The sequence below is a fragment of the Novipirellula methanifontis genome, assembly GCF_052161655.1.
Taxonomy (GTDB): domain Bacteria; phylum Planctomycetota; class Planctomycetia; order Pirellulales; family Pirellulaceae; genus Novipirellula.
On record NZ_CP197418.1, the window covers coordinates 4,862,737 to 4,883,689 of the forward strand.

A 20,953-nucleotide genomic window follows, 5' to 3' on the forward strand; every position below is an offset into this window, starting at 1 on the left:
GTCGTTGTGCCGCCAATGAAGGCTAACCCGAGCGCCTCGATCGTTACGCTCGAAGGCTGATCGGACCAATCGTACAACCGATCGATGATCTGGCCGTCATCATCACGGACGAAGGTCACGTCGCCACCCGAGACCAAGTTGCCCATCATCTCCAGATCGCTGGCGGAGTAGATTTCCACAACTCCTCCTGCCTCGTCCGAGCCCAGTCCGGCTGAGAATACTCCACCGGCAGTTTGAACCAAAACGCCAAGATCGTCATCGTCAGTCCCGGCAACGCCGCCGCGAACGGACACGGTATCGGTAGCCAGCAACCCCGTGTCCACAAAGACCTGTTGTCCGGCAGACACGTGGACGGACGCATCCATCCCGGTCCAGGTCACACCCAGGGGACCAATTTCGCCACCGGCAACGACGTTGCCGAGCAAGTCGACATCCTGCGCGCCGTGAATCTCGATGGAGCTCTCAGGCTGAGAAGTGCTGATTCGTGATGTTTCATGAATAAAGACGCTGCTTCCGAGGGCATCCGCGCCACTGGTACTTTGCCCCAACTCGTCATAGCCGCCGCGAATTTCGACTTCATCTTGAACGCGAATGAAACCCTCCTGATAAATCGACGCATCGGATCGTATCCGCAGATCGGAATCTGCCCCCAAGACATTCATGTTCCCACGAATGATGATCTCTTCCATCGCAGCCAACTCAAGTGTTGAATCGGCACCGAGTGTCGTGAGCGTCCCGGTCATCAAGATGCCGAACGTTTCCCGGCCCAACAGATAGTGGTTGGGATCAGCGTTCGCGATTTGCTGGAAGTACGCTGCGTAGTTGTACTTGTGGCCGCCCACCGAAAAGGCCATGTCACCACTTGATGTGACGGATCCGTGAAGCAGCATTTCGTGGGGCGACGTAATCGAGATGTTGCTTTGCGCACCTGTCAGCAAAGGGGTGTTCGGGTCGGAGAACTCGGCACCGGCCGTCACGGCACTGCCCGCAGCGAGTGTGACGATATCCGTTTGTGACTCGATCTCGATCACCGCCTCGGCATCGCGAGCAGCAATCACACCGCCCTCAAGCAGAGTGAATGAAGTGCCCGTGTTAATGCCGACGCTCGCTCGCTGCCCTCCCGCTTCGACGAGCCCAGCGATGGTGGTGGATGCGGGCGTTTCAAACGTGATCGTGCTATCGTCGGCAAACGTTTCAATGGTGCCGGTGAGGTCAACGGCCAAACTGTTTCCGGTCACCGCGCTGCCTTGTACATCCACAACAACGGAGTCCTCTCCCCGCAGCCAACCACTGACGGTTGCCTGCTCGGTGACGTTAAGCAACAAGTTTCGGCCCCAGACACCGGCATCGGTCGAACCATCGCCGCGAGGATAAACATTCTGTCGCCGGATCTCGACCAACCGGGCCCGCAATTCAATCAGATCTTCCGGAGCCTGCAGGTCACCTGAAACGATGATCTGGTCGGCAATGAATCGCATGGTGTCATGGAAGCTGGAATCGAGTCCCCGATCCACACCACTTTGCTTGATTTGTTGCTGGACCATCGCATCACCGATGATCATCTGATTGCCGCTTTCGCCGCGGCCAATTTGAATCGCCGAAAAGCCGTCATCAAACGCGGCCAGATCGTTCGAATCGAGCTTAAACGTGTTCGGGGCGTTGGCATCAGTCTTCTGCACGCCGAAGGCGTCCTCGGCGGCCGTGCCGATAAGGTACTCCCAGGCACGTCGATTGGCGCGGAGATGGATGACTCCGGTGCCTCGAATTTGATGTTCACCTGAGACGAAATCAAAATCATCGGCAGAGAAAGTGATCTTCCGGCCGACACCCCGTGAAACCACTTCACCGCTATTGTGCGTGAGTTGTGCATTGGTTCCCGTCAGGGTTACATCGATCGAGCCATTGCCCGCCGCCAACGCGTAGCGATCATTGCCATCAAGAATTTGGTTTTTCCAATCCAACGCAATAGCACCAGCCCAGGTCGGCGGCAACGCAAACGCGGTCAGCTGAATTCCCGGGTTCATCAAACTGGCACCGGCAACTTCTTTGATCAGCGACAGATTGTCATGCTCGACGATCACGATATCGCCGTTGCCGCCGAGGCTGTTAGCTGCCGTGAGCTTAGCAACTCGGCTCAGCAACGGGGCATCCGCCGTGCCGATGCCGTCGGCCGCTTTGAGTATCAAATGTGCCTGACTTCCAAGGATGCTCGATCCGTTCTTATTCAGGATCGATCCGTCCGGAGCCGTCATGCGGATCCAGCCGCCGCCGGCGCCATTAAAGTTGCTGGTGGAACTCAACACGTCGGCCGACAAATTGATGTTGGCCCCGTCGTCGTAAACGCGAAGGTCAAGATATCCGCCGTCGGTTGCGCTGACACGCCTGACCACGTTGAAGTCGCTAAAGCTATCGACGATGATCTCGGAACCCGCCAGATCGCTGAGCAGTTGCACCTCGGATGCAAGCAGCCGTAACCCAGTCTGGCCCATAGTGGAGACGCCGCTGCCACCGAGTCCCGTGATTGCCACTTCACCACCGAAATCGATGATTCCATTGACATTGTTAAAGGCGGCTCCTTGTCCAATCACGGTCTCGCGTTCGAGCCCCGACGTGAACGTTAAAACCTCACGACCGTTGACCGTGCGATTTTCGCCGATTTCCAGCAAGTTGGCAGCGTTGGTCTGTTCAATGATCAGTTCGTCAAACGTCCCCTGTTGATCGTCGATGTGAATCGTGCCGGTCCCGAGCGTGGAGGCAGGGTTCCCGAGATCGACACGGTATTCATCATCGCCACCGGGATCGACCAGAGTCAGATGCTGCGCCGGGAACCCGCTGACATGAACGAAATCGCTTTCCTCGGTGAGCCGGATCCGATCGACTTCGTTGGCTGCGACAAAGGCTTCGCTGCCGTCGGCGGATGTGACCGTGAACCCACTTTCATTGATTGAAACGAACACCGGAAGCGACGCGAGTGAATAGTCCACCGTGTCGGTTCCGACACCATCGACCACCGATTCGGCACCGTGGAGCTCAAAGAAAACGTACGTGTCATCGCCTGAGTCACCGTGCAAACCGTCCTGGCCGCTGCCCCCGACGATGCGGTCGGCTCCTGCGCCGCCATGAAGCTGATCATCACCTTCGACACCGGCCAGGATATCATCGCCTCCCTCACCAAACATGATGTCATTGCCGAGCGTGCCCGAGAGCGTATCATTGCCCTCACCGCCGTACAGCAATTGGCCCAAGAGAAGGTCGTTGCCCGTGCCTCCATAAAGCGTGTCGTCCCCGGCCAAGCCAATCAGCTTGTCGTCGCCGGAATCGCCATACAACAGATTCGTGCCGGAACCGCCGTCCAACAGGTCGGGGCCCGAACCGCCATGGAGATCGTCGTTGCCCTTGCCGCCGTAGAGCACATCCCGGGTGGAACCGCTGCGTCCGCCGTACAACGAATCGTTGCCGTCGCCGCCATGAAGTTCGTCACCGGTGTCATCAGCCGCCTCGTAATTGGAACTCGAGGCACCAACAAGCAAGTCGTTGCCCCCATCGCCAAAGATCTTGTCAGCGCCACCATCGCCGAACAGGGCGTCTTGGTTGGCTCCACCACGGATCACGTCATCACCGGATCCGCCATGGATGGTGTCCCGCCCATTACCGCTGCCGTTGGCATTGTCACCGAGAAGCTTGTCGTCGCCACTGCCGCCATCAAGCACGTCATCGTCGTCCCCGCCCTCAAGAAAATCGTTGCCCGCTTCGCCGTACAGACGGTCTTCTCCCGTTCGGCCATAGAGATTGTCGTCGCCATCTCCGCCATAGAGCACGTCGTTGCCACCGAGACCGACCAGAATATCGCGACCCAATCCACCGTAAAGCGTGTCCGCCTGATTCGACCCCACGAGCCTGTCATCACCAGATCCCCCATCCAATTGATTGTTGACGCCTGTAGCATCTCGAGACTCGTCAAGCTCGTCGTTGCCCGACTCGCCCCAGAGCGTGTCGCGATCATCGCCGCCGATCAACAAATCATTGCCGCTTCCACCAAAAAGTTCGTCAATGCCGGCGTTGCCCAACAGGCGGTCGTCCCCGGAGCCGCCAACGAGTTTGTCATTGCCGCGTCCACCGACAAGCGTGTCGTTTCCTCCCAGCCCACTCAGCTCGGTGGAAATCGCAACGCTTTGGTCAACAATGATTCGGTCATCGACGTTGGTCCCCGTGACGACGATCCGGCTGAACTGGGAGGCATCAAACGTCTGACGATTGAAGTGCTCGTAGTTCTCATGGAAATATTCCTTGTCGCATCCGTCCCAACAGTCGTACTTGCGAAACGCGACGACCTCTTCGAGGACGAAACTTGGACCGTCGATCAGCAGTCGGCCATCTTCCACCTGGACGATCGCCAGATCGGCACCTTCACTGACCGGATACCCGTGGTCACTGAGTGCCGTAACATAGAGTACCGATCCGACAACTTCCGATGTGAACGTGCGACGTTCCGGAACCGAAACCGTCTGCTTCTTTCCTTTCCCGAAAACCGAACCCGTATCTTCAATGCCGACGCCCGCAAGCACGGCGTTGCCAAGGTCCTCGATGGCTTTGGTGGCGTTATCGTAGAGTTGCGAAGCTTGTTCGCCGAGATTTGCCAACTCCTCGCCCGCCTGGTTCGCCAGATTGGTCAGTTCTTGTCCGACCGCTTCGGCAGCGTCACCGACGAAGTCACCAACGGCATCCACGGCATCACCGAGGGCCTCGATCGCTTGTTCCCCGACAGCCGCCAGCAGCCCCAGAGGATTGACCGCTTGCAGGGCCAATTTCTTCGCCTCGTCGAGCAACTTGTCCCCCACGCCCCCCAGCGCCGCGCCCACGTCAACGCTGCCACCGCCGGAGCGGTAGAGTTCGAAACTCTTATCGAGTATGTCGAACTCTTTGGACAGCCCGAGATCGGGGAAGCCCAGTTCAGCATCAACCCCAAAGACCAAATCGACTCCAACACCCACGTCGAAGTTTTGCGGGTTGGTCAACTCGTTGAGTCGCAACTTGTCGTCATCCGGCGATGTCAGTAGCACGCCGCCGGTCGCTTGGAGACCGAGACTTGTCGCCAATTCGACGAACGGCAATACGATGATCCGCCCCGTCCCGACCAGTTCGCCTGCCACCGTTCCGGCCAACTCCACCACATAATCGCTGGGAGACTGGGACTCCTCGATGTAAAAGCCGTCCGTGTCGATTCCCACCAGAACGTCAAACGCCAGCTCAAGATTCGCCAGCACATTCACCGCCACGTCAAAATTGACGACGCCGAAAAGGCTAAACACCGGCGCTGCCGCGACCGGGATGGAGGTGTTGACGTCAAAGGACTGGTGGATATCGAGACTGACCAAATCGGCGTCCAACCCGCTCAGCAGCTTCAGGATGTTGACTGGCTCCAAGGCATCCAATTGCACCGTCACGTGGTCGCTTCCCGAACTGGACTGCAATTGCTCCGCCGATTTCCCCTGGAATCCTTTCGGGTTGAGAATCAACTTGGCTTCCTCGGGCAGCCCGACCACTTCGACAATCGACATCCCGATGACAGGCAAATCGGCGGTCAAGAAGTCCCGCAGTTCCTGCGGTAATGGGTTGTATTGGTCAAGTCGATCCAAGGCCAGGTTCAACAGGCCTTGCTCGGCATTGGAGAACAAGTCCAGCAACTGCTGGAACGTTGCGTCCTGCAAAATTTCATAGCTGCCTTCCCCGCTGAGAAAATCGTGATGCACCTGCGCGTTCCAAGTAAACCCACCAGGCAAAAACTCGCCGATCACAGGGATCTTTGACGCTGGATTCGAGACGCTCAGAGCGGCTGTCAGGTGCACCTCGCTCGTCAACTCAACAGCGTTTTCATCCAATACCAATTCGTCAAATTGAATTCCGTCTGCTTCTCGGGACGAAATCAGATACAAACGCTCGCCCGTGACGGAGTCTAAATCGCTGAGCGTGATTTTTGCCGATGCGTCGATTGAACCGTTCGCCGAGACGCCCACCTTGGCAAGTTCGCCGATGTTGGCGTTACCGGTGAGTTGCCCATTGATCGGCAACCCAGCTGAAAGCGTTGCCCCCTCGACCACAAACGGTCCGCTGAACAGATCGAGCCCAAAGGTCATGTCGAACGCCATCTGTGGCGCGACTTCAAGACTTCCCGCCAAGTCAAAATCAACGCTCCCAAAGTTCATGCCACCAGAAGCATTGAACGATGCGTTGGCAGCGGTGAACTGGTCACGATACCTCAGCACCAGCAGGTCGGAGTTTCCCGCGCCTTGGAAAAACTCCTGAGCCGAGATCACCGAGACGACCTCGATGCCCTGCGAGAGCAGGTACGACTCAAGGCCGGTGGTCGGCGCCCCGAAGTTAAATGCGCTGGCGATCGTGCCTTCCAGCACCGTCGAGACATCGTTGCCTATCAGCGGCAAATCGGCCGTCATCCGAGATAGAGCCGCCGCATTCTCGCCAAGCTTGTTGATGCCGTGAAACGCCAACGCCGCCAGCGCGTCGACCATCGCATCGGAGCTGAATGAAACCTCGGTCGCTCCCGTGTTCAGGTTGTAGCTTGCCTGGCCATTGCCGATCGTGATCGCCGGCACGATTCCTGCCAACGACGGAATCACGCCGGTGATCTCCAGATCCGACAGACCGACCGAGCCGGACAATTGCAAACTACTGGGATTGGTGAAGAGCTCAGCAAGGTCGCCGGAAAGAACATACTGCCGTTCTATGCTGGAGTCACCATCGTCGAGAGAGAGTTGCGAGATCGCATTGAACGCTCCGGTAGCCGATGCGGTGATCTCTGCCAAACCGTCGACGGAGGCGCTGCCGGACATCTCGCCGCCGAGATTCAGTTCCGCCGAAAGCGACGACCCCTCCAGCACATAGGCACCACCGATCAAGTCGAGGCCAAACGTGATGTCCATCACTGTTTCGGTCGAACCGCTAAGACTGGAATTCAGATTCAGCTGGAGCGATAGCGGGGCACTTCCCAGCGTCGCACTGCCGCTCGTCAATCGCGTGCTTGTCGAATCCAGATCGGATTTCAGATAACGAACTTCCAGCAGATCCTGCGGGAGTTCGCTACCGTCGAGAATGCTATCGAGAAGTTGTTGACCCGATACGGAAGAGAGGATTTCGTAGCCAGCGTCGAGCAACGCGTCTCGCGCGCCACCTAGTTCGTATTTGATGCCGACCGCGTCGCCAACCAAAATGTCTGCCAGGCTGTTTCCGATCAAGGGAATCTGGTCGACCAGTCGCCCCAAGCCATCGCCGACCTCCGTCATCGTGTTGATGCCGTCGACCAGAAACGCGGCAATCTGCTCGGGAAGCGTGTCTTCGTCTAACTCCATCGCCCACTGCCCCGTATCGAAGTCAAAGGAGGCATTGCCTTCGAGCATCAGTTCGGGAAGATACGGTGCCGCGGGAAGGCTACCGCGAACGGCCAACTCAGGAAGTTCAAGCGAACCGGACAACGAAACGGCATTCGGATTGGTAAAAACGTCTCCGAGATCACCATCAAAAAGGTACAGTCGCTCAAACAACAGCCCGTCGCCATCATTGAATGTGAACTCCGCTGAAGTATCAAAATGAGCGGTCCCTTCTGTCGATGCGTCGGCCAGACCGAGGACACTTGCGCTGCCGGAAAACAAACCTTCGGCATGCAAATGAGCAACAAAGCTCGAACCCTCCTGGATGAACAGCCCGCCTTGGGTATCCAGGCCGAATGTCAAGTCAAACTCCAACGTATTGCTGCCGGCAATGTCCGCGGCAGCATTCAGATCGATCGATGAACCGCCGATTGCGAAGCTCTCACTTCCGCCGACCGAGAAATCGCCCGTATCAGTCGCGGTTGCTTGATAACGCAAGGCGAACAGGTCCGGCGGAAGGTCGATACCGTTGATGACCGCATCGATGATCACCTCCGGTGAAACCATCGCAACGATGGTGAAGCCGCGGTCTTCCAACTCATCGCGGCCCGAACCATCGAGTTCCGATTCGCTGCCTAGCGTTCCACCCAGCAGCGAACCCAGAGACTGACTGAGCGCGTCGCCGACCAAGGGAACACCCGCAAGTATCCCGGTCAACGTGTCGCCACCTTCGAGCACGACGTCTAGCCCATCAACAACGTATCCAGCGAAGGAATCGAGAAGCGAGTCGAGGCTAAATCCTGACTCCTCTTCATCCAGAGTGTATGAACTGGTCGTCGGGGCGTCCGTTTCCGAGCTTGAATCCGGCTGAAAAAGATCCCACCCCCAATGGCCATCAAGATGGATGAGTTCACCAAATCCCGGATCCAGCGAAAAACGCAGGTCCGCGCCGGCTGAACCGGAAAATGATGTGGTGATCAGATCGCCGGCCGAGGATGCGAGGTCGGACAAACGTATACGACCATCCGGGTTTGCAGTCGTCAGCGAGATCACCGGGTCGAGAAACAGGTCGATGTTGCCTTGAACTTGCGCGACGCCGCCGACGGAGGCGGTTGCAATTCCACCTGCATGAACCGGGATCTCAACGACCTTTCCAGGCAGCAAGTAGAAACCTGCCGTATCGATCCCGAATGAAAGATGCAGTCCGACATTTGCGTTGATCAACAGTTCGGCGTCTAACCCAAGGGCACTGAGCGCATCGATCGCTGCGAGCCCCTCCGGCACGAGCGATGCCGTTTGAATCATGTCGTACAGGGTGTAACTGCGACTAACTCGCACTAGATCTGCTGGCTGATCGGCAGGCAATGTGCTGAACTCACTGTCGCTAACCAACGTGTCGATCGAGAAGCCGGAACCCTCCAACTGAGCCTGAATCCCCGCCATCGTCGTTGCCGACGTGACATCGATCTGTCCGACCGCGCTCTTCAAGGCATCGCTCAGCCCGAGCAGGGTGCCGAGATGCGATGCCACCAGAGGAATACTTTCACTCGGCAGATCCAACCCCGCCGCAAAATCTTCGAGCACGTTTTGTTGCAGCGTGTTGAAACCGTCGGTCAGCTGTTGGGCAATGTCCGCAGGAGTCAAGTTGCCGAGCACACCGAGCGTCGCCGGCAAAACCGTACGCTCGGGCTTTTCTGGCGAAAAGGTCGGTTCGAGAAGTGAGTCAAAGTACAGGACGCCCGCGTCCGAGCCTGCCACCGTTTCTTGCCCGACTCCCGTGAACGACGCGAGCAGTTCTCCAAATGCGTTTTGGCTGCCGTAGAATTCGTTGCCATCCACGTCGACCAGTCCGACGATATCTTCATACGTTTTATTGACGAACTTGCTTCTCAGTCGCTGACCGACCGAGCGTTCTTCGCTCATCACACTGCGGCGATCATTCAGCCGCGACCCACCCTCGCTACGCCAGACTTCTTCTTCCAATGCATAGGGGTCGTAATAGGCGACGTCGCCCAGGCCGAGAAGATGCCCCATTTCGTGCGAAATCGTGTCAGCCATCAAATCGGTGAAGATTTGATTGAAGCGTTCGCGCTTCGTAGCGGTGTCATAGCCACGCTGTTCGAGTTCATAAGCTTGTTCCCAAAGCGACTTGACGTGCAGCGCGGCGTACGAATAAGCGTATGACTCATAGTCTTGGCCGACGGGAGCCTGCTTGGCCTCTCCGTGCCTGGTGTTGGCTCCGTCGACCGTGGGGCTGTGTGCGCCAACAAAGGAAACGTAATAGTCCGTGTCTTCTTGGGAGACGCCCTGTTCAATGAAATCCCAACCTTGGGACTCTCCGCTCTCAGGAGATTTTGTTTTCCCAACGGAGACTCTCACCGCGGGACGTGTCGCATCGATCGATTTTTGGAACTTGTCCTGAACCGCCTCGCGAATCGATTCACTGGCTTGGTCGACATCATCCGCGTCCAACAATCCGTCGCCATTGAAGTCAAGAATCGTCGTGATCAGCTGCTCGTTGAGGGAAACATTGTCATCCCATTTAAGCAATTGCCGATCGCCGCCAATTCGAGGCATGATGTCGTTGGAGAAATACGACGACACATCCTCCCACCATGAGACGTCAAACACCGTGGAAAAGTCGTCAACCGCGTCGCCGGCGTTGGGGAACGTGTTGATGCCCGGTTTCTCGGGTGATTCGGGCGTGAAATCCAGCACGAGATGGACCGTCTTGTCGCTCGATGACGCCGATTCAGGCTGCGCCGTCACGCTGTTGGTATTGCCGCCACCGTCTTCGGCCTGAAAACGGAACTCATATTCGCGAGACTTTGACACGTAGAACCCCTTGGAAAGCACTACCGTGCCTCCTTCACGCACGAGATCGCGGTCACGCAACGTGACGCTTTCCCACTCGGTCCACTCGTTGTTTGACGCCGTGCGGTACCGTCGTTCCAACTGAAAGTGACCAACGCCACTATCGCCGGTGTTGACGTCCGTGCCGGTTGCCAGCAGGTTCAGACGAGATCCGCTCGGTTCCCGAATGACATTCAGGGTAAGTTCCGGTGATTGATCGTCGACCGTGCTGTAGAAGTACCGAATCAGCTCGGCGGTCGCCTTGATGGCACGCAGGTACAAAACGTCGGCCGCTTCGTTCAACTCCTCCTTGCTGAAATTGCTGTACTCAACTTCTTCAACGCTCAGGTCCGGACCTTCAGCGTTCTCGGCCGCACGACGCTCGCCTCGGTCCAACTGACCCACGTAATCTTTTGTGTCGTAGTTGTCTGCCAACGCGGCGCTCTCAAACGCCAATGTGTAGAGCGGCAATAAGTCCGCGAGATAGCCGTCCGGAATCGAGGCGGCGACCTCGGGATGTTTCGGGCGGAATGAGTCTGGATGAGTCTTCTGTTCGATTTCTAGCAGTTCGGGCAGGTATCCCAGATTGGGATCCAGGGCAACGGCAAGGTCGTGGAGCAACTCCTGAGGACTACGCACGTAGTCCTTGGGATCATATTGCCACTCCTTCCAACGCTCGACGTTCACGTCAGTGCGAGTTATCCCGGTGACCTCATCGGTCCATTGGAACGTCGCGCCATCAGCCCAATCGTGAAGAGGATCCGGATCAACCGTGTTGTTGAACCAATCGATGTGGGAATCCGCCAACGCGTGCGATGGAAGGGCCAGGTCTTGAATCAGGTGAGCCGCTTGACCGAGCCAGTAATATGCCGTCCCAGTTCCCTCGAGCGTGACTTCCTTGTTGAGCAGTTGAGCGTTTGGAATGGGCGGCGTAGCCAATCGCAGTACGGTATCCGACACTCGCTCGCGGACGACGAATGGTTCATTGTCAATCACAATGTGCCCCTGCGACGCCCAAGTCGGCCAGCTGCCAGCCGACTTGAGAATCACCAGGTCATCGTTGGTATCGATGACGGTCGAGAACGGCGTTTGTCCGTAAATACTTTCAATGCCGACTCCCTCGAGTCCATTGGTATTCCAGATTCCGTCGGCACCCTCGATCGGTTCGCCGTCGATTTCGCCGTCGTAAACGCCAGTCAGCCCGTAGCCGCCGGTGAAAAACTTGATCGTGCGGTTTGCCGCGGAATCGTACCCGACAATTCCATCGTCGAACGTGCGTATCCCATCGACAACCCGATTGTCGTATTGCCCATTGTCGACATCCCAAAAGTGGCGTTGTGCAGTATTGTCGAGATGCAGGGGGAATTTCGTGGAATATTGTCCCCATGGATTCGCAAGGGGATCGTTTTGGTCTTGGTCAAACGCACCCTCGATGAACGCGGTATCGTTTCCACTGGGGTAGACACGATCGTCTCGCAAATGAACAACGGCAAAACTCTCCGAAGCATCCACCAAAGCAAACGAATTCCGCACGATTCCCGTTTTTGCGTCGATTTCATAGATCACGCTGCCATCGGTTGCCATCAGGCCGGGCGGCGAGGTCACGCCCGAGAGCGATCCAGATAGAGTCACGCCGGCGTTCAAATTGCCGATGTCCAGCGTCTTCTCCAGGTCGCCAGTGGACGGGTCGAATTGCAGGATTGCGTTGTTACCCTCGTCGAGGATGAACAGTTTCTCGTCAACGGCAGCAATGCCTCCATACGCGCCCGATCCCTCGTTGATTTCATAACGTCGGACGACTTGAGCACTGCCCAGCGGTCGGATCTTCAACAGCTTTGTTGCACCATCGTCGACCATCATCAAATACAAATACTTGCCGTCGAAGGCGAGAGAATTCTCTACAAAATCGCCCGCAGGCATTTTGTATGTGGTCCGCAGGGTGCCCCGAGGGGTCATTTCGAGGATCTCTTCTTGATCTTCGCTGACTGCAAAGATTCGGGTCGTTGATGTCTCCGCGCCCAAGGGCCTTGCAAAGTCGCCCCCTAGGCCAGCGAGGTCGACCGAACCCGATAGCCAACCGGCATCGTCAACGACTTCAATCTGCTCCTGCGGCCTGCCGGCGCGATCATAAATGCTGATCTCATCCGTATCGGTCAGAACATAAACCAGCGTCTGCTCGCTGCCGGTATATCGATCAAATTCACTTGCACCGAATTGATTCGCAAACAACTCATAGCCTTGCAAACTCAGCCAAGAGTGCACGGGCTTGTAACCAGTGGTCGTTGCCCCGTCGGCAAATGCGACGGAGCTCAAAAGCGTCTCCTCCCCATGTGAACTCGCCGGATGCTGCAAACCGACAAGGTGGCCGACTTCGTGCGCAATGACATCCGTGAGTTCGTCCAATGAAATCCGTTCGCTGAAGACCAAGGCGTTGTCTGAGTGGTCGCGGTTGCCAACATCGACTTGCTCCGCAAGCCCAAAGAACGAACCGTGTTGAGCAAATGCAGCGTCATCTCCCCCCACGTACACCGTTGAATACCCATCGTCATACTCGGGCTTGCTGCTTGTGAACGTGACATTCAGGGGTGCAAAGCGACGGTTCAATGTTTCAACCGCCGCAGCGATGATGTCAGCTTCTCGACCGCCCATTCCAAACGATGTTGCGGAGAAGGCCGGAACGTTGATGTTGTCGATCGTGATCGGTCCGTCGTAAGTGACACGCTCGGCCCCATCAAAGTCGAGGTACACGAGCTGTCCCAGATCGGAGCAAGTCTCACTTGCCGGCTGGTGACGCATCAGATCATTGTCCGTACCAACGGCTAACAGCCTGCGTTGCTCTAATTGCTCAATTAGCGGTCGACGGAGACGATCGGACCATGCTTGGCGAACTATCTTGCGACGGCGGTTATGAAGCGTCTTGCTGTAACTGCGATTGGGTTTGCTTAACATCGGATACTCCAATTGCAAGTGCTAACGTCGGGGCCACATCCTTCTGCGGGCGAAAACTCAGGTATCATTTAATGCCATTTCGGTGATGGCAGTGGGGAACAAGCGGGGGGAAGCACGTACAAATGGCAACCCGATTGCTAGCAGCACTACTGCCTTCCGCAGAGGGGTAACGTTAACTCTATCAGGATGGAGGCCGACGGGGGGGGTGTTTTCCGCTTCTGAAGCAAAATTTTGAATTTTCTTGAATTAGCCGCAGTGGCGGCAAAATTGGAGTCGCCCAACTGAGTGCGTACAGAGCTCGCCATTGATTGCGTCCAGTATCGCCACTGTATTCCGAACCCGTCTGGAGCCTGACAGCACAAGAGTCTTAGTGCTCTGTGTCAGAGTTATCCGCCAAAGTCGCAATGCCTAGCGTTTTTGGCCACGTAATAGGGCCAATTTTCAACGCGGGCGACGACACCGTCTCACCCCACAAAGTGAGTGGCACCGCATGGACCAGGAAGGAACAAGCCAGGGACCAACGTGAAGGCCAATCCGAAGTCACGCGCCGGCGCTATGTTCAGCACCAACGGGTATCACCAAGCAATCAAACGGGCTGCGAAGAATGCCAAGGTCGATCACTGGTTCCCCTACCAGCTCCGGCATCTTGCTGGAACCGTCGTTCGTGACGCTCTTGGAGTCGAAGCAGCTCAAGCTCTCCTTGGTCATTCTCACGCTGCGATGATGGAACATTACGCCAAACAGACCGAAGAAAAAGCGATCCAAGCAGCCAAAGCGGGACCATCGATAGCCTAACGTTCGTCTGACTTGCAATTGCAATTTCATATGCAACGCTCCTCGTTGACTTGCATCCGCCGTATCGGATTGCACAAAACAACGAGGAGCATTTTTTATGTCAAAGCTAAATCTACTTACTGAAGACCTCATCACTTTGAGCGAGGCCGTTAAAGAAATCCCAACTCACCCGCACCTTTCCACCGTCTGGCGCTGGCACAAGCGAGGTATCAACGGCATCAAGCTTGAAACGATCAAGATCGGATCGAACATCCTCACCACCAAGCAGGCCATCACGCGATTCTTTGCGGCCACCCAATGACGTTCGCCGATTGCGAGGCCGGACAACGACTTGGCAGCGATTGCGAGACCGTGATAAGCTGCCCCTATCGCCTGCTCAGTGGCTTAGTAACTGAGACATCCTCACCCAGCCCGCCGCCATCATCGCGCCGGTGCCAAATACGCACCCAAGTCATGACCCCAGAGACGCCCCTTTTTCCGATTTTCGCTGAAATCGCTACCCCCTCTCTCGGGAGAAAATCGTTCGAAATGACCGTGATTTGCGGGCTAAATCGAGACGGTTATTTTTCGGCGGGTCAAGTTGACCCGCCGAAACTTTTGACCCGAAATCACCCTAACTTTTGGGCATCATTTGGCGATCATCGGTAAAGTTGATCGGCTGCCAATCGCCGGATTTTGTATCGCTAGGGGCTTGGTTACCGAGACAGAAGTTTGACGACTTCGTCAATTGGAATCGATTCACCCTCACTCGCGGCAAGTAGCAACGCAACCGCCAATTGCTTCGCTGCCTTTGGCGAAAATTCAAGAGTGCCGTGTTTTTTGGTGAAAAGGTTTCATTCCCTACAACACGTATTTGAATCGGATCTTCATGCACATCGCGTAATGAGTCGACCTTAGACCTGATCTTTTGAACTTCAAAAGGGACGTCTTGTCGAAGTTCACCACTTGCGCCCCAAACAAAGTCACAGTTGTTTACGTGGTTCATGCTCATCTCGAAGTCGGGGCAAATTGATGCTCGAATTTCAAATCCTGTCCGCTGAGTTTAACGTACATGATCACGTTCGCGTGTCGACGCTTACGCAAGTATCACGCTGAAAAGTGGTGAAGATTGGACCACAGGGCCGATGTGCATCAACTTGTTCGAAAGACAGGACATCTTGGTCGGAAAACATATGTATCCCAAGCGAGTCTCGCACCTATTTCATTAGTTGCCGCGTAAACCGAGAAGTTTTTCCGTAAAATCTTACAGAAAACGGCAATTGCTATCTTTTAATCCTAAATTGCTAGCTTTTAATCCCAAGTTGTTTTCTGCAAAGAGCTTAGGTAAGGCTATAACGATAGTGCCAATCTATGACTCGTTCTGAGGATCGACGTAAGTCATTTGATCGCAATGGTTTACCGCACTCTTGCGATACGGTTTGGCATACACAGGCAAATCAGTAAACTACGCCCACTCGTATACAGCGTCGAATTCCTCGCCTAGCCAGCGAAGGGTACGCGTTAAATGCGATCGAGACCCGGCCGGCAAAAAGGACTGCCGCAGCGTGTCGGAGGCTTCCCAGGGTGTTCTTGGGACTTCAGGGAACGAGCGCCTGCCTGAAAGTGAGGGCGTAATGGCTGGAATTACCGAAGCAATCTTATTGCTGCTAGTGGTAACGACACTTTACGGAATACCTCGTATTAAATAAGAGGGTAGGTCTCGGCACTTGGATGGCTACCAACTACCGAGAACTACCAAGTTGAATCGGCTCGGACCCTGCACGGTTTTGAGCCATTAAGCCAAGCGAGAGTCGTCTCGCTTGGCTATTTTTTTGTGCGCCACCGTTGGAGGATCACCTCAGACGCCAAAGCTGGCAAAGCAATCTTTAACTGGCGACACGTAACAAAATGAAGTTAACAAATGTTAGGCGCCACGCCAACAGATTCCCCTGTAAATCGTGATAAAAAAATATAGTTCTCAAAGTGGTGTTTCGTAAGTCTCTCTGGGATAGGTGTTTACGGCGATTTGCGGCCTGGCGTTTTAGGTGAGCTTCGAGGAGGAGAGCCAAACTCATTCAGGAAGTTTCTATCTGGCTGGCGCTTCCTAGTGGCTTGCCTTTCTTGTTGCGATACTGGTTCTAAACATGGTTGAAACCACGCATCCAATCATTCGATGATCGGGATACCACTCTCACTGTATTACGACCGTCATTAGGCAATTGCCGGATCATAGTTACTAACACAGCGTGGTCCTAACCGTCTCGCGACCACGAGGAACATCGACCGTAGGAAATGTTGAGTATCCATTTGAGAAACCATGAAAGCCCAACTCTGTGTGCATGCCATGGTTCAGCCTTTTTTGCGTCACGGAGACGTTTGGCCGCTAGCAAATTTCACATCCGCAGCACTGAGTTTCGCGATCGGAACTTGAACGGTCTTGCCGTCGGCTTTTCTTAAGACCACGTGCGTCTCCGTCTTCTTAACGAGTGTGGCGTCGACGCTGTATTTGCCGGTCAAATCGTGCCACGTTCTTGTTTTCGGTTTGGCTGTTTCTTCTGTAGGTTTTGGGTTCAAAAAAGCCGCATACCCAATCCTATCTTTCAGTTCGGGCAACCGTCGACGCGTAAAATCAGTTTCTCCCTCTCGCATGAAGTCCATCCCAATAATCAGCAAATCGCTTGGTGTGGTTCGCACCTCGAATGGAATCGGGCTCCTCAGTCCAGTGGGTGTTGAGTCGCGAAGTGATTCGACACTCTTGAGCCATTTGTTGTAAGGCCCACCAATCGCGAATCCATATTCCTTGAACTTTGGTTCATCCTTGAATTTCAATAATTGCTGAAGGAGCACGCACACGTTTCGCTTGGATACCCGGAACACGCCGGCCGGCTCCTGGAATCCAACTACTTGAGCTACGAGCAGGTCGAAGCGTTGATCGCGAAAGGTGACATCCGCTGTCTCGATGCAGAATTGGGTGAACCAGAATACTATGACGCGGAGGCGTCGGCCGCGGTATTGCCGACACGTATCGCGTTAGTCGAGTTCGCCAGGAACTGCAGCTCGCAGTACCTGTACGTTTTCGACGAAGGCAAATGGACGCACCAAAAGCTGTAAACAAGCTCATCGCATATTCTCCTCGCGAGCCCCGACGGGAATCGGAGACTCGCCGGTGCGCTCGAGAACCGCTTTTTTGCCGGTGAAACGCTGGTAGCGGTCAACGATCACGTCACAGTACGGCGGGTCGAGCTCCAACAAGAACGCTTTTCGGCCCGTTTGTTCCGCGCCGATCAGTGTTGATCCGCTACCACCGAACAGATCGAGTACGTTGTCACCTTTGCGTGACGAATATTGCATCGCCATCACGGCCAATTCCGCTGGCTTGCCGGTGAGGTGTTCGAGTTGCTGTGGCGGGATCTTCTTGACGTGCCACAGGTCCGTCGCGTTGTTTGGTCCAAAGTATTTATGGCCGGCACCTTCACGCCAACCATAAAACGCCCACTCATGTGCCCCCATGAAATCTTTGCGCGTCATCACCGGGTGCATCTTGTCCCAGATGATGGCCTGTGAGAAATATAGACCGCAGGCTGACAAGACAGGCGGATAGTTGGCGATATTCGAAAAGCCTCCCCATATGTAAAAGCAGCGACCGGGCTCCAAAACGCGGGCGATGTTGCCGAACCAAGCTTTCAACAAGCGGTCAAATTCCTCATCGGAAACAAAGTCGTTGGCCAGCGGTCGGTCCTTGGCTCGCATCTTCTTTGGACCGTCTTTCGTTTTGCCTTTGCCGGCCTCGAAGGAACTGTTGCCGGCCGCGATCGCATTCTTGCTGCGGGGTTCGACCTTCACGTTGTACGGCGGATCTGTATTGCACAATTGGATCTTCGCGCCGTCCAAGAGTCGATCGAGGTCACTGGCGCTGGTCGAGTCGCCGCACAACAACCGGTGGTCACCGAGAATCCACAGATCGCCGGGTTGCGTGATCGCTTCGTCGGGTGGTTCGGGAACGTCATCCGGATCGGTCAAGCCTTGCGTGACGCCCGGATCGAGCAGTTTAGCCAACTCGTCCGAATCGAATCCGAGCAATTCGCAATCGAATCCCGACTCTTGTAACGCACTGATCTCCAGCGGCAGCAAGTCGTAATCCCACTCCGCGTTTTCACCGGTGCGGTTGTCGGCAATCCGGTAGGCCCGGACCGATTCAGGTTCCATGTCCTTTGCGACGTGAACCGGCACTTCTGCAAGGTTTAAAACCTTGGCGGCCTTGAATCGGGTATGGCCGACGATGATCACGCCGTCGGTGTCAACGACGATAGGTTGGCGGAAACCAAATTCGTTGATGCTTTGCACGACGTCCGCAACAGCGTCGTCGTTGATACGAGGATTGTTTTCGTAAGGCTTGATCCGATCAAGCGACCACATTTCGACCTGCATGGCAGCGTCCTTTTCCGAAAGGGGAGGAAGCGAAAAGGTTCGGTCGGTGGAGGGTTTGATAGTTGGCTGGGGCGTCGGATTTTCGTTCGGACAAATAAAACAAACTGTGCCTAATAGCGCGGCTGTTCCGGTGGCCCTGGTTGGAAACGTTTTTTCGATGGAGGACCCGTTCGCCCAGGGTGGCCGGCTTCCTGGCCGCTTCATGCCGCCCACGTTCGCCCGTGTCACGTTTTATCTCGCTCTTGGCCCGGATACGGCTTCTCCGCCTCGACCGCTGGCGTCGTTCACGGGAAACATGGTCCGTCGTTGTCAATTCGTGTCTGTGTTGTCTCATCTATGAGTGAACCGGTGCTTCGTGTGAAACACAGGAGCCATTGGCAGAACGAGTTGTCGACATCGTGCGGAACCAGGCCCCGCTAATTGTTGACGCGGAATCTAGAAGCGGCGATAATCGCGTTCTGGCTGGTTCTCACCAACCGGCGATAACACCCCACTTCACCACTTATCGCGGGAACAACCGGCGATAATTACCTCGTTATGCTACATAGTTCATGACACGCATCCCTTTTCCAGCACGACTTGGGCCCAAGGACGAGGAGATCGACGCGCGCGTTACCGCTGAACGCATTCGCAAACATTTTCCAGATGCGGTCGTGGACTGGGAGCGCGGCGACGAAGAAATTCAACGCGGGATCGAACGACTCCGTGACATGCAGGCTCCCGACTTCTACATCGAAGCGAAACGGAAGTCGTTCGGTAAGGTTGTTTACATCAGCGTCACAGACAAGTCGTTTTCCGGTTTTACTGCGTGGTTCTACGCAAGTCACATCGAACGCGATGTCGGTGACTGTTTCGACTTGTACTCCGAGCCCAGCCTTAACATTCCATTCCTCAAGGTTGCAGCCGCGCAAATTGCTGACGCCGCACATTTCGACTTCCTCTTCACCACCGAGAATGACTGGGGAATAGACATCCGATCGGTTCCCGAACGGTCGGACCCGTTCAAGTTTGCGAGGCAGAGGCTACCTGAAGACAACTACGGTGATTTGGCAATCCACCCAATGAACGATTGGAAATCTTCACTCTGCAGTGCCGTTCCACGTTGGTTCGAGACGGCCGCATTTAAATCTAAGGAGGCGATGATCAGCAAGGTGGGGTCAATCGACGCTGTCGCCTCCGAAACAATTGAACTCCTTTCCCAGATCGATGGCATTGATCGGTGCTGGCTCGTTGATATCGCTGCACCATTCAGTAACTCTTTTGTCGTGGAACACGAAAAATGGATGTCATATGTTTCATTGGGTGGAGCTCCAAAGGGCATTTTGGCATAACAAACGCATGCACCGGAATGCGGTTGCTCGCCGAATTTCCAATTGAAAGTCGCACGTCCGCATCCGGTGATGCGTGGCGTTCGCCGACTTGGTGGCACTTCCTTCATTCAAACCAATGACACTTCACTCCTTTGGTAACGCAGTACCGATTCAGATGGATCTGCTGCAACTCGTTGGATACGAAGCTGCTGGACGAGACATGCGTCCTGCGAGCGGGGGGAATGCTCGCAAACGCACAATGCGTGAAGGCCTGCATTCCTTGCGACGTGCGACAGCGATGGATTTCGGATACGATGCTGCTGCATGGCGAGACTATTTGATCGAACACGCCGACCAAACTGGATATACTCACCCTTACGCATTCTCGAACGTGGACGCCGCGGTCGTCGCTGCAATTGGTGATCCTGAAGTGCTGGCGGCGTTAACGGAGCTTTCAGCGGCGACATGAAACAGCGTGAGGGGCGGCGAACCAAAAAATGCACGGGAGCACGGATGGTCCGTTTTCTCGTCTGCTTGCAAGTCGTTTGCCCGTGCCCCGTGATTTTGAACGTTATCCGACTAAAAACTCCAAGATTTCGACTAAGAAATCCCTCTTCGCTGCGTCATTCTTGTTGTCAGGTGATGGCCGGTGTTGTTTACCAGCCGACAGTATCTTCAACCCACGAACCAATGAGGCTTTTTATGATCCGTAAATTTCTTTCGCTGACGACCGTTTGCTGCCTCTTTGTAGTGCTGTCCGCAGAGACCCACGCGGAATGGACGTATCACCATACCAAACCGAAAAATGAGGAAACAGATGACGCGATGGTGCGGTTTGTTGCCGTCCGGACTCCGCCTTCGAAGGATGCTCAGCTTGACAGGAACGCTCGCTTAACGATTTCTGATGGGAAGAGCACCATCATCGAAATGTCAGTCAATCCGACTAAGAACGATAAAGGTGATTTGATTTACGAGTTCAAGATCGCCAAGAAGTATTTGCCGTCTACGAGGTTGGAGGTTTTTGAGAAGGACAAAGACAAAAAGGAGGTCATTGGCGGCGGAGACATCTACGGCTATTCGACTAGCCAACCGTATCTCAGCGAATCAAAATAGTCGATCAAGATTGATATTGACGTGATCGGCATCTCCCAAGCTGCACAGGCTGTTGATGCAAACCGGTTCAACAATTCGGCGAGCCAAACTGGATAATCGCGGATAACCAAGCGATCGGGATAGCGACGGTGTTGTTGGTAGGCA

The 20,953-nt window shown here is 55.1% G+C and carries 9 protein-coding genes (1 of these 9 cut by a window edge); 6 read left to right on the forward strand and 3 right to left on the reverse strand.

Annotation, left to right across the window (positions count from 1 at the left end; translation table 11 throughout):
- Positions 1–13,184, reverse strand: partial view of a matrixin family metalloprotease gene (locus SH528x_RS17715; protein WP_442511798.1) — the beginning only. The gene continues 14,290 nt to the left of window position 1, outside the view; only the first 13,184 of its 27,474 coding nucleotides appear in the window; it begins with the start codon at positions 13,182–13,184; its stop codon lies off the left edge, out of view.
- 522 nt (positions 13,185–13,706) lie between these two features.
- On the opposite strand from SH528x_RS17715, the gene SH528x_RS17720 reads away from it, so the two are divergent.
- Together SH528x_RS17720 and SH528x_RS17725 are read left to right on the forward strand one after the other, a co-directional pair.
- On the forward strand, positions 13,707–13,979 hold the full coding sequence (locus tag SH528x_RS17720) for a tyrosine-type recombinase/integrase (protein ID WP_442511799.1): 273 nt from the start codon (positions 13,707–13,709) through the stop codon (positions 13,977–13,979).
- A gap of 97 nt (positions 13,980–14,076) precedes the next feature.
- Entirely contained in the window at positions 14,077–14,280 is a 204-nt protein-coding gene (locus SH528x_RS17725; RefSeq protein WP_442511800.1) for a DUF1580 domain-containing protein, read from the forward strand.
- A gap of 2,042 nt (positions 14,281–16,322) precedes the next feature.
- On the opposite strand, the gene SH528x_RS17730 is transcribed toward SH528x_RS17725, so the two are convergent.
- Positions 16,323–16,805 (reverse strand): SHD1 domain-containing protein, encoded by a 483-nt coding sequence (locus SH528x_RS17730; protein WP_442511801.1) that lies wholly within the window; start codon positions 16,803–16,805, stop codon positions 16,323–16,325.
- Between the two features lie 57 nt (positions 16,806–16,862).
- Here SH528x_RS17730 and SH528x_RS17735 point away from each other — a divergent pair, with 57 nt between their 5' ends.
- A complete protein-coding gene (locus SH528x_RS17735) occupies positions 16,863–17,069 on the forward strand; it encodes a hypothetical protein (protein ID WP_442511802.1) in 207 nt (68 codons plus the stop codon).
- A gap of 6 nt (positions 17,070–17,075) precedes the next feature.
- On the opposite strand, the gene SH528x_RS17740 is transcribed toward SH528x_RS17735, so the two are convergent.
- Positions 17,076–18,386, reverse strand: a complete 1,311-nt coding sequence (locus SH528x_RS17740) for a DNA modification methylase (protein WP_442511803.1) — start codon at positions 18,384–18,386, stop codon at positions 17,076–17,078.
- 551 nt (positions 18,387–18,937) lie between these two features.
- On the opposite strand from SH528x_RS17740, the gene SH528x_RS17745 reads away from it, so the two are divergent.
- The 3 genes from SH528x_RS17745 to SH528x_RS17755 all read left to right on the forward strand — a co-directional run bounded on the left by SH528x_RS17745 (position 18,938) and on the right by SH528x_RS17755 (position 20,809).
- Complete coding sequence (locus tag SH528x_RS17745) at positions 18,938–19,717, forward strand: hypothetical protein (protein WP_442511804.1); 780 nt, start codon at positions 18,938–18,940, stop codon at positions 19,715–19,717.
- A gap of 115 nt (positions 19,718–19,832) precedes the next feature.
- Positions 19,833–20,165: a hypothetical protein gene (locus SH528x_RS17750; protein ID WP_442511805.1), complete on the forward strand. Its 333-nt coding sequence runs from the start codon at positions 19,833–19,835 to the stop codon at positions 20,163–20,165.
- Between the two features lie 233 nt (positions 20,166–20,398).
- A complete protein-coding gene (locus SH528x_RS17755) occupies positions 20,399–20,809 on the forward strand; it encodes a hypothetical protein (RefSeq protein WP_442511806.1) in 411 nt (136 codons plus the stop codon).
- The last annotated feature ends 144 nt before the right edge of the window (positions 20,810–20,953 follow it).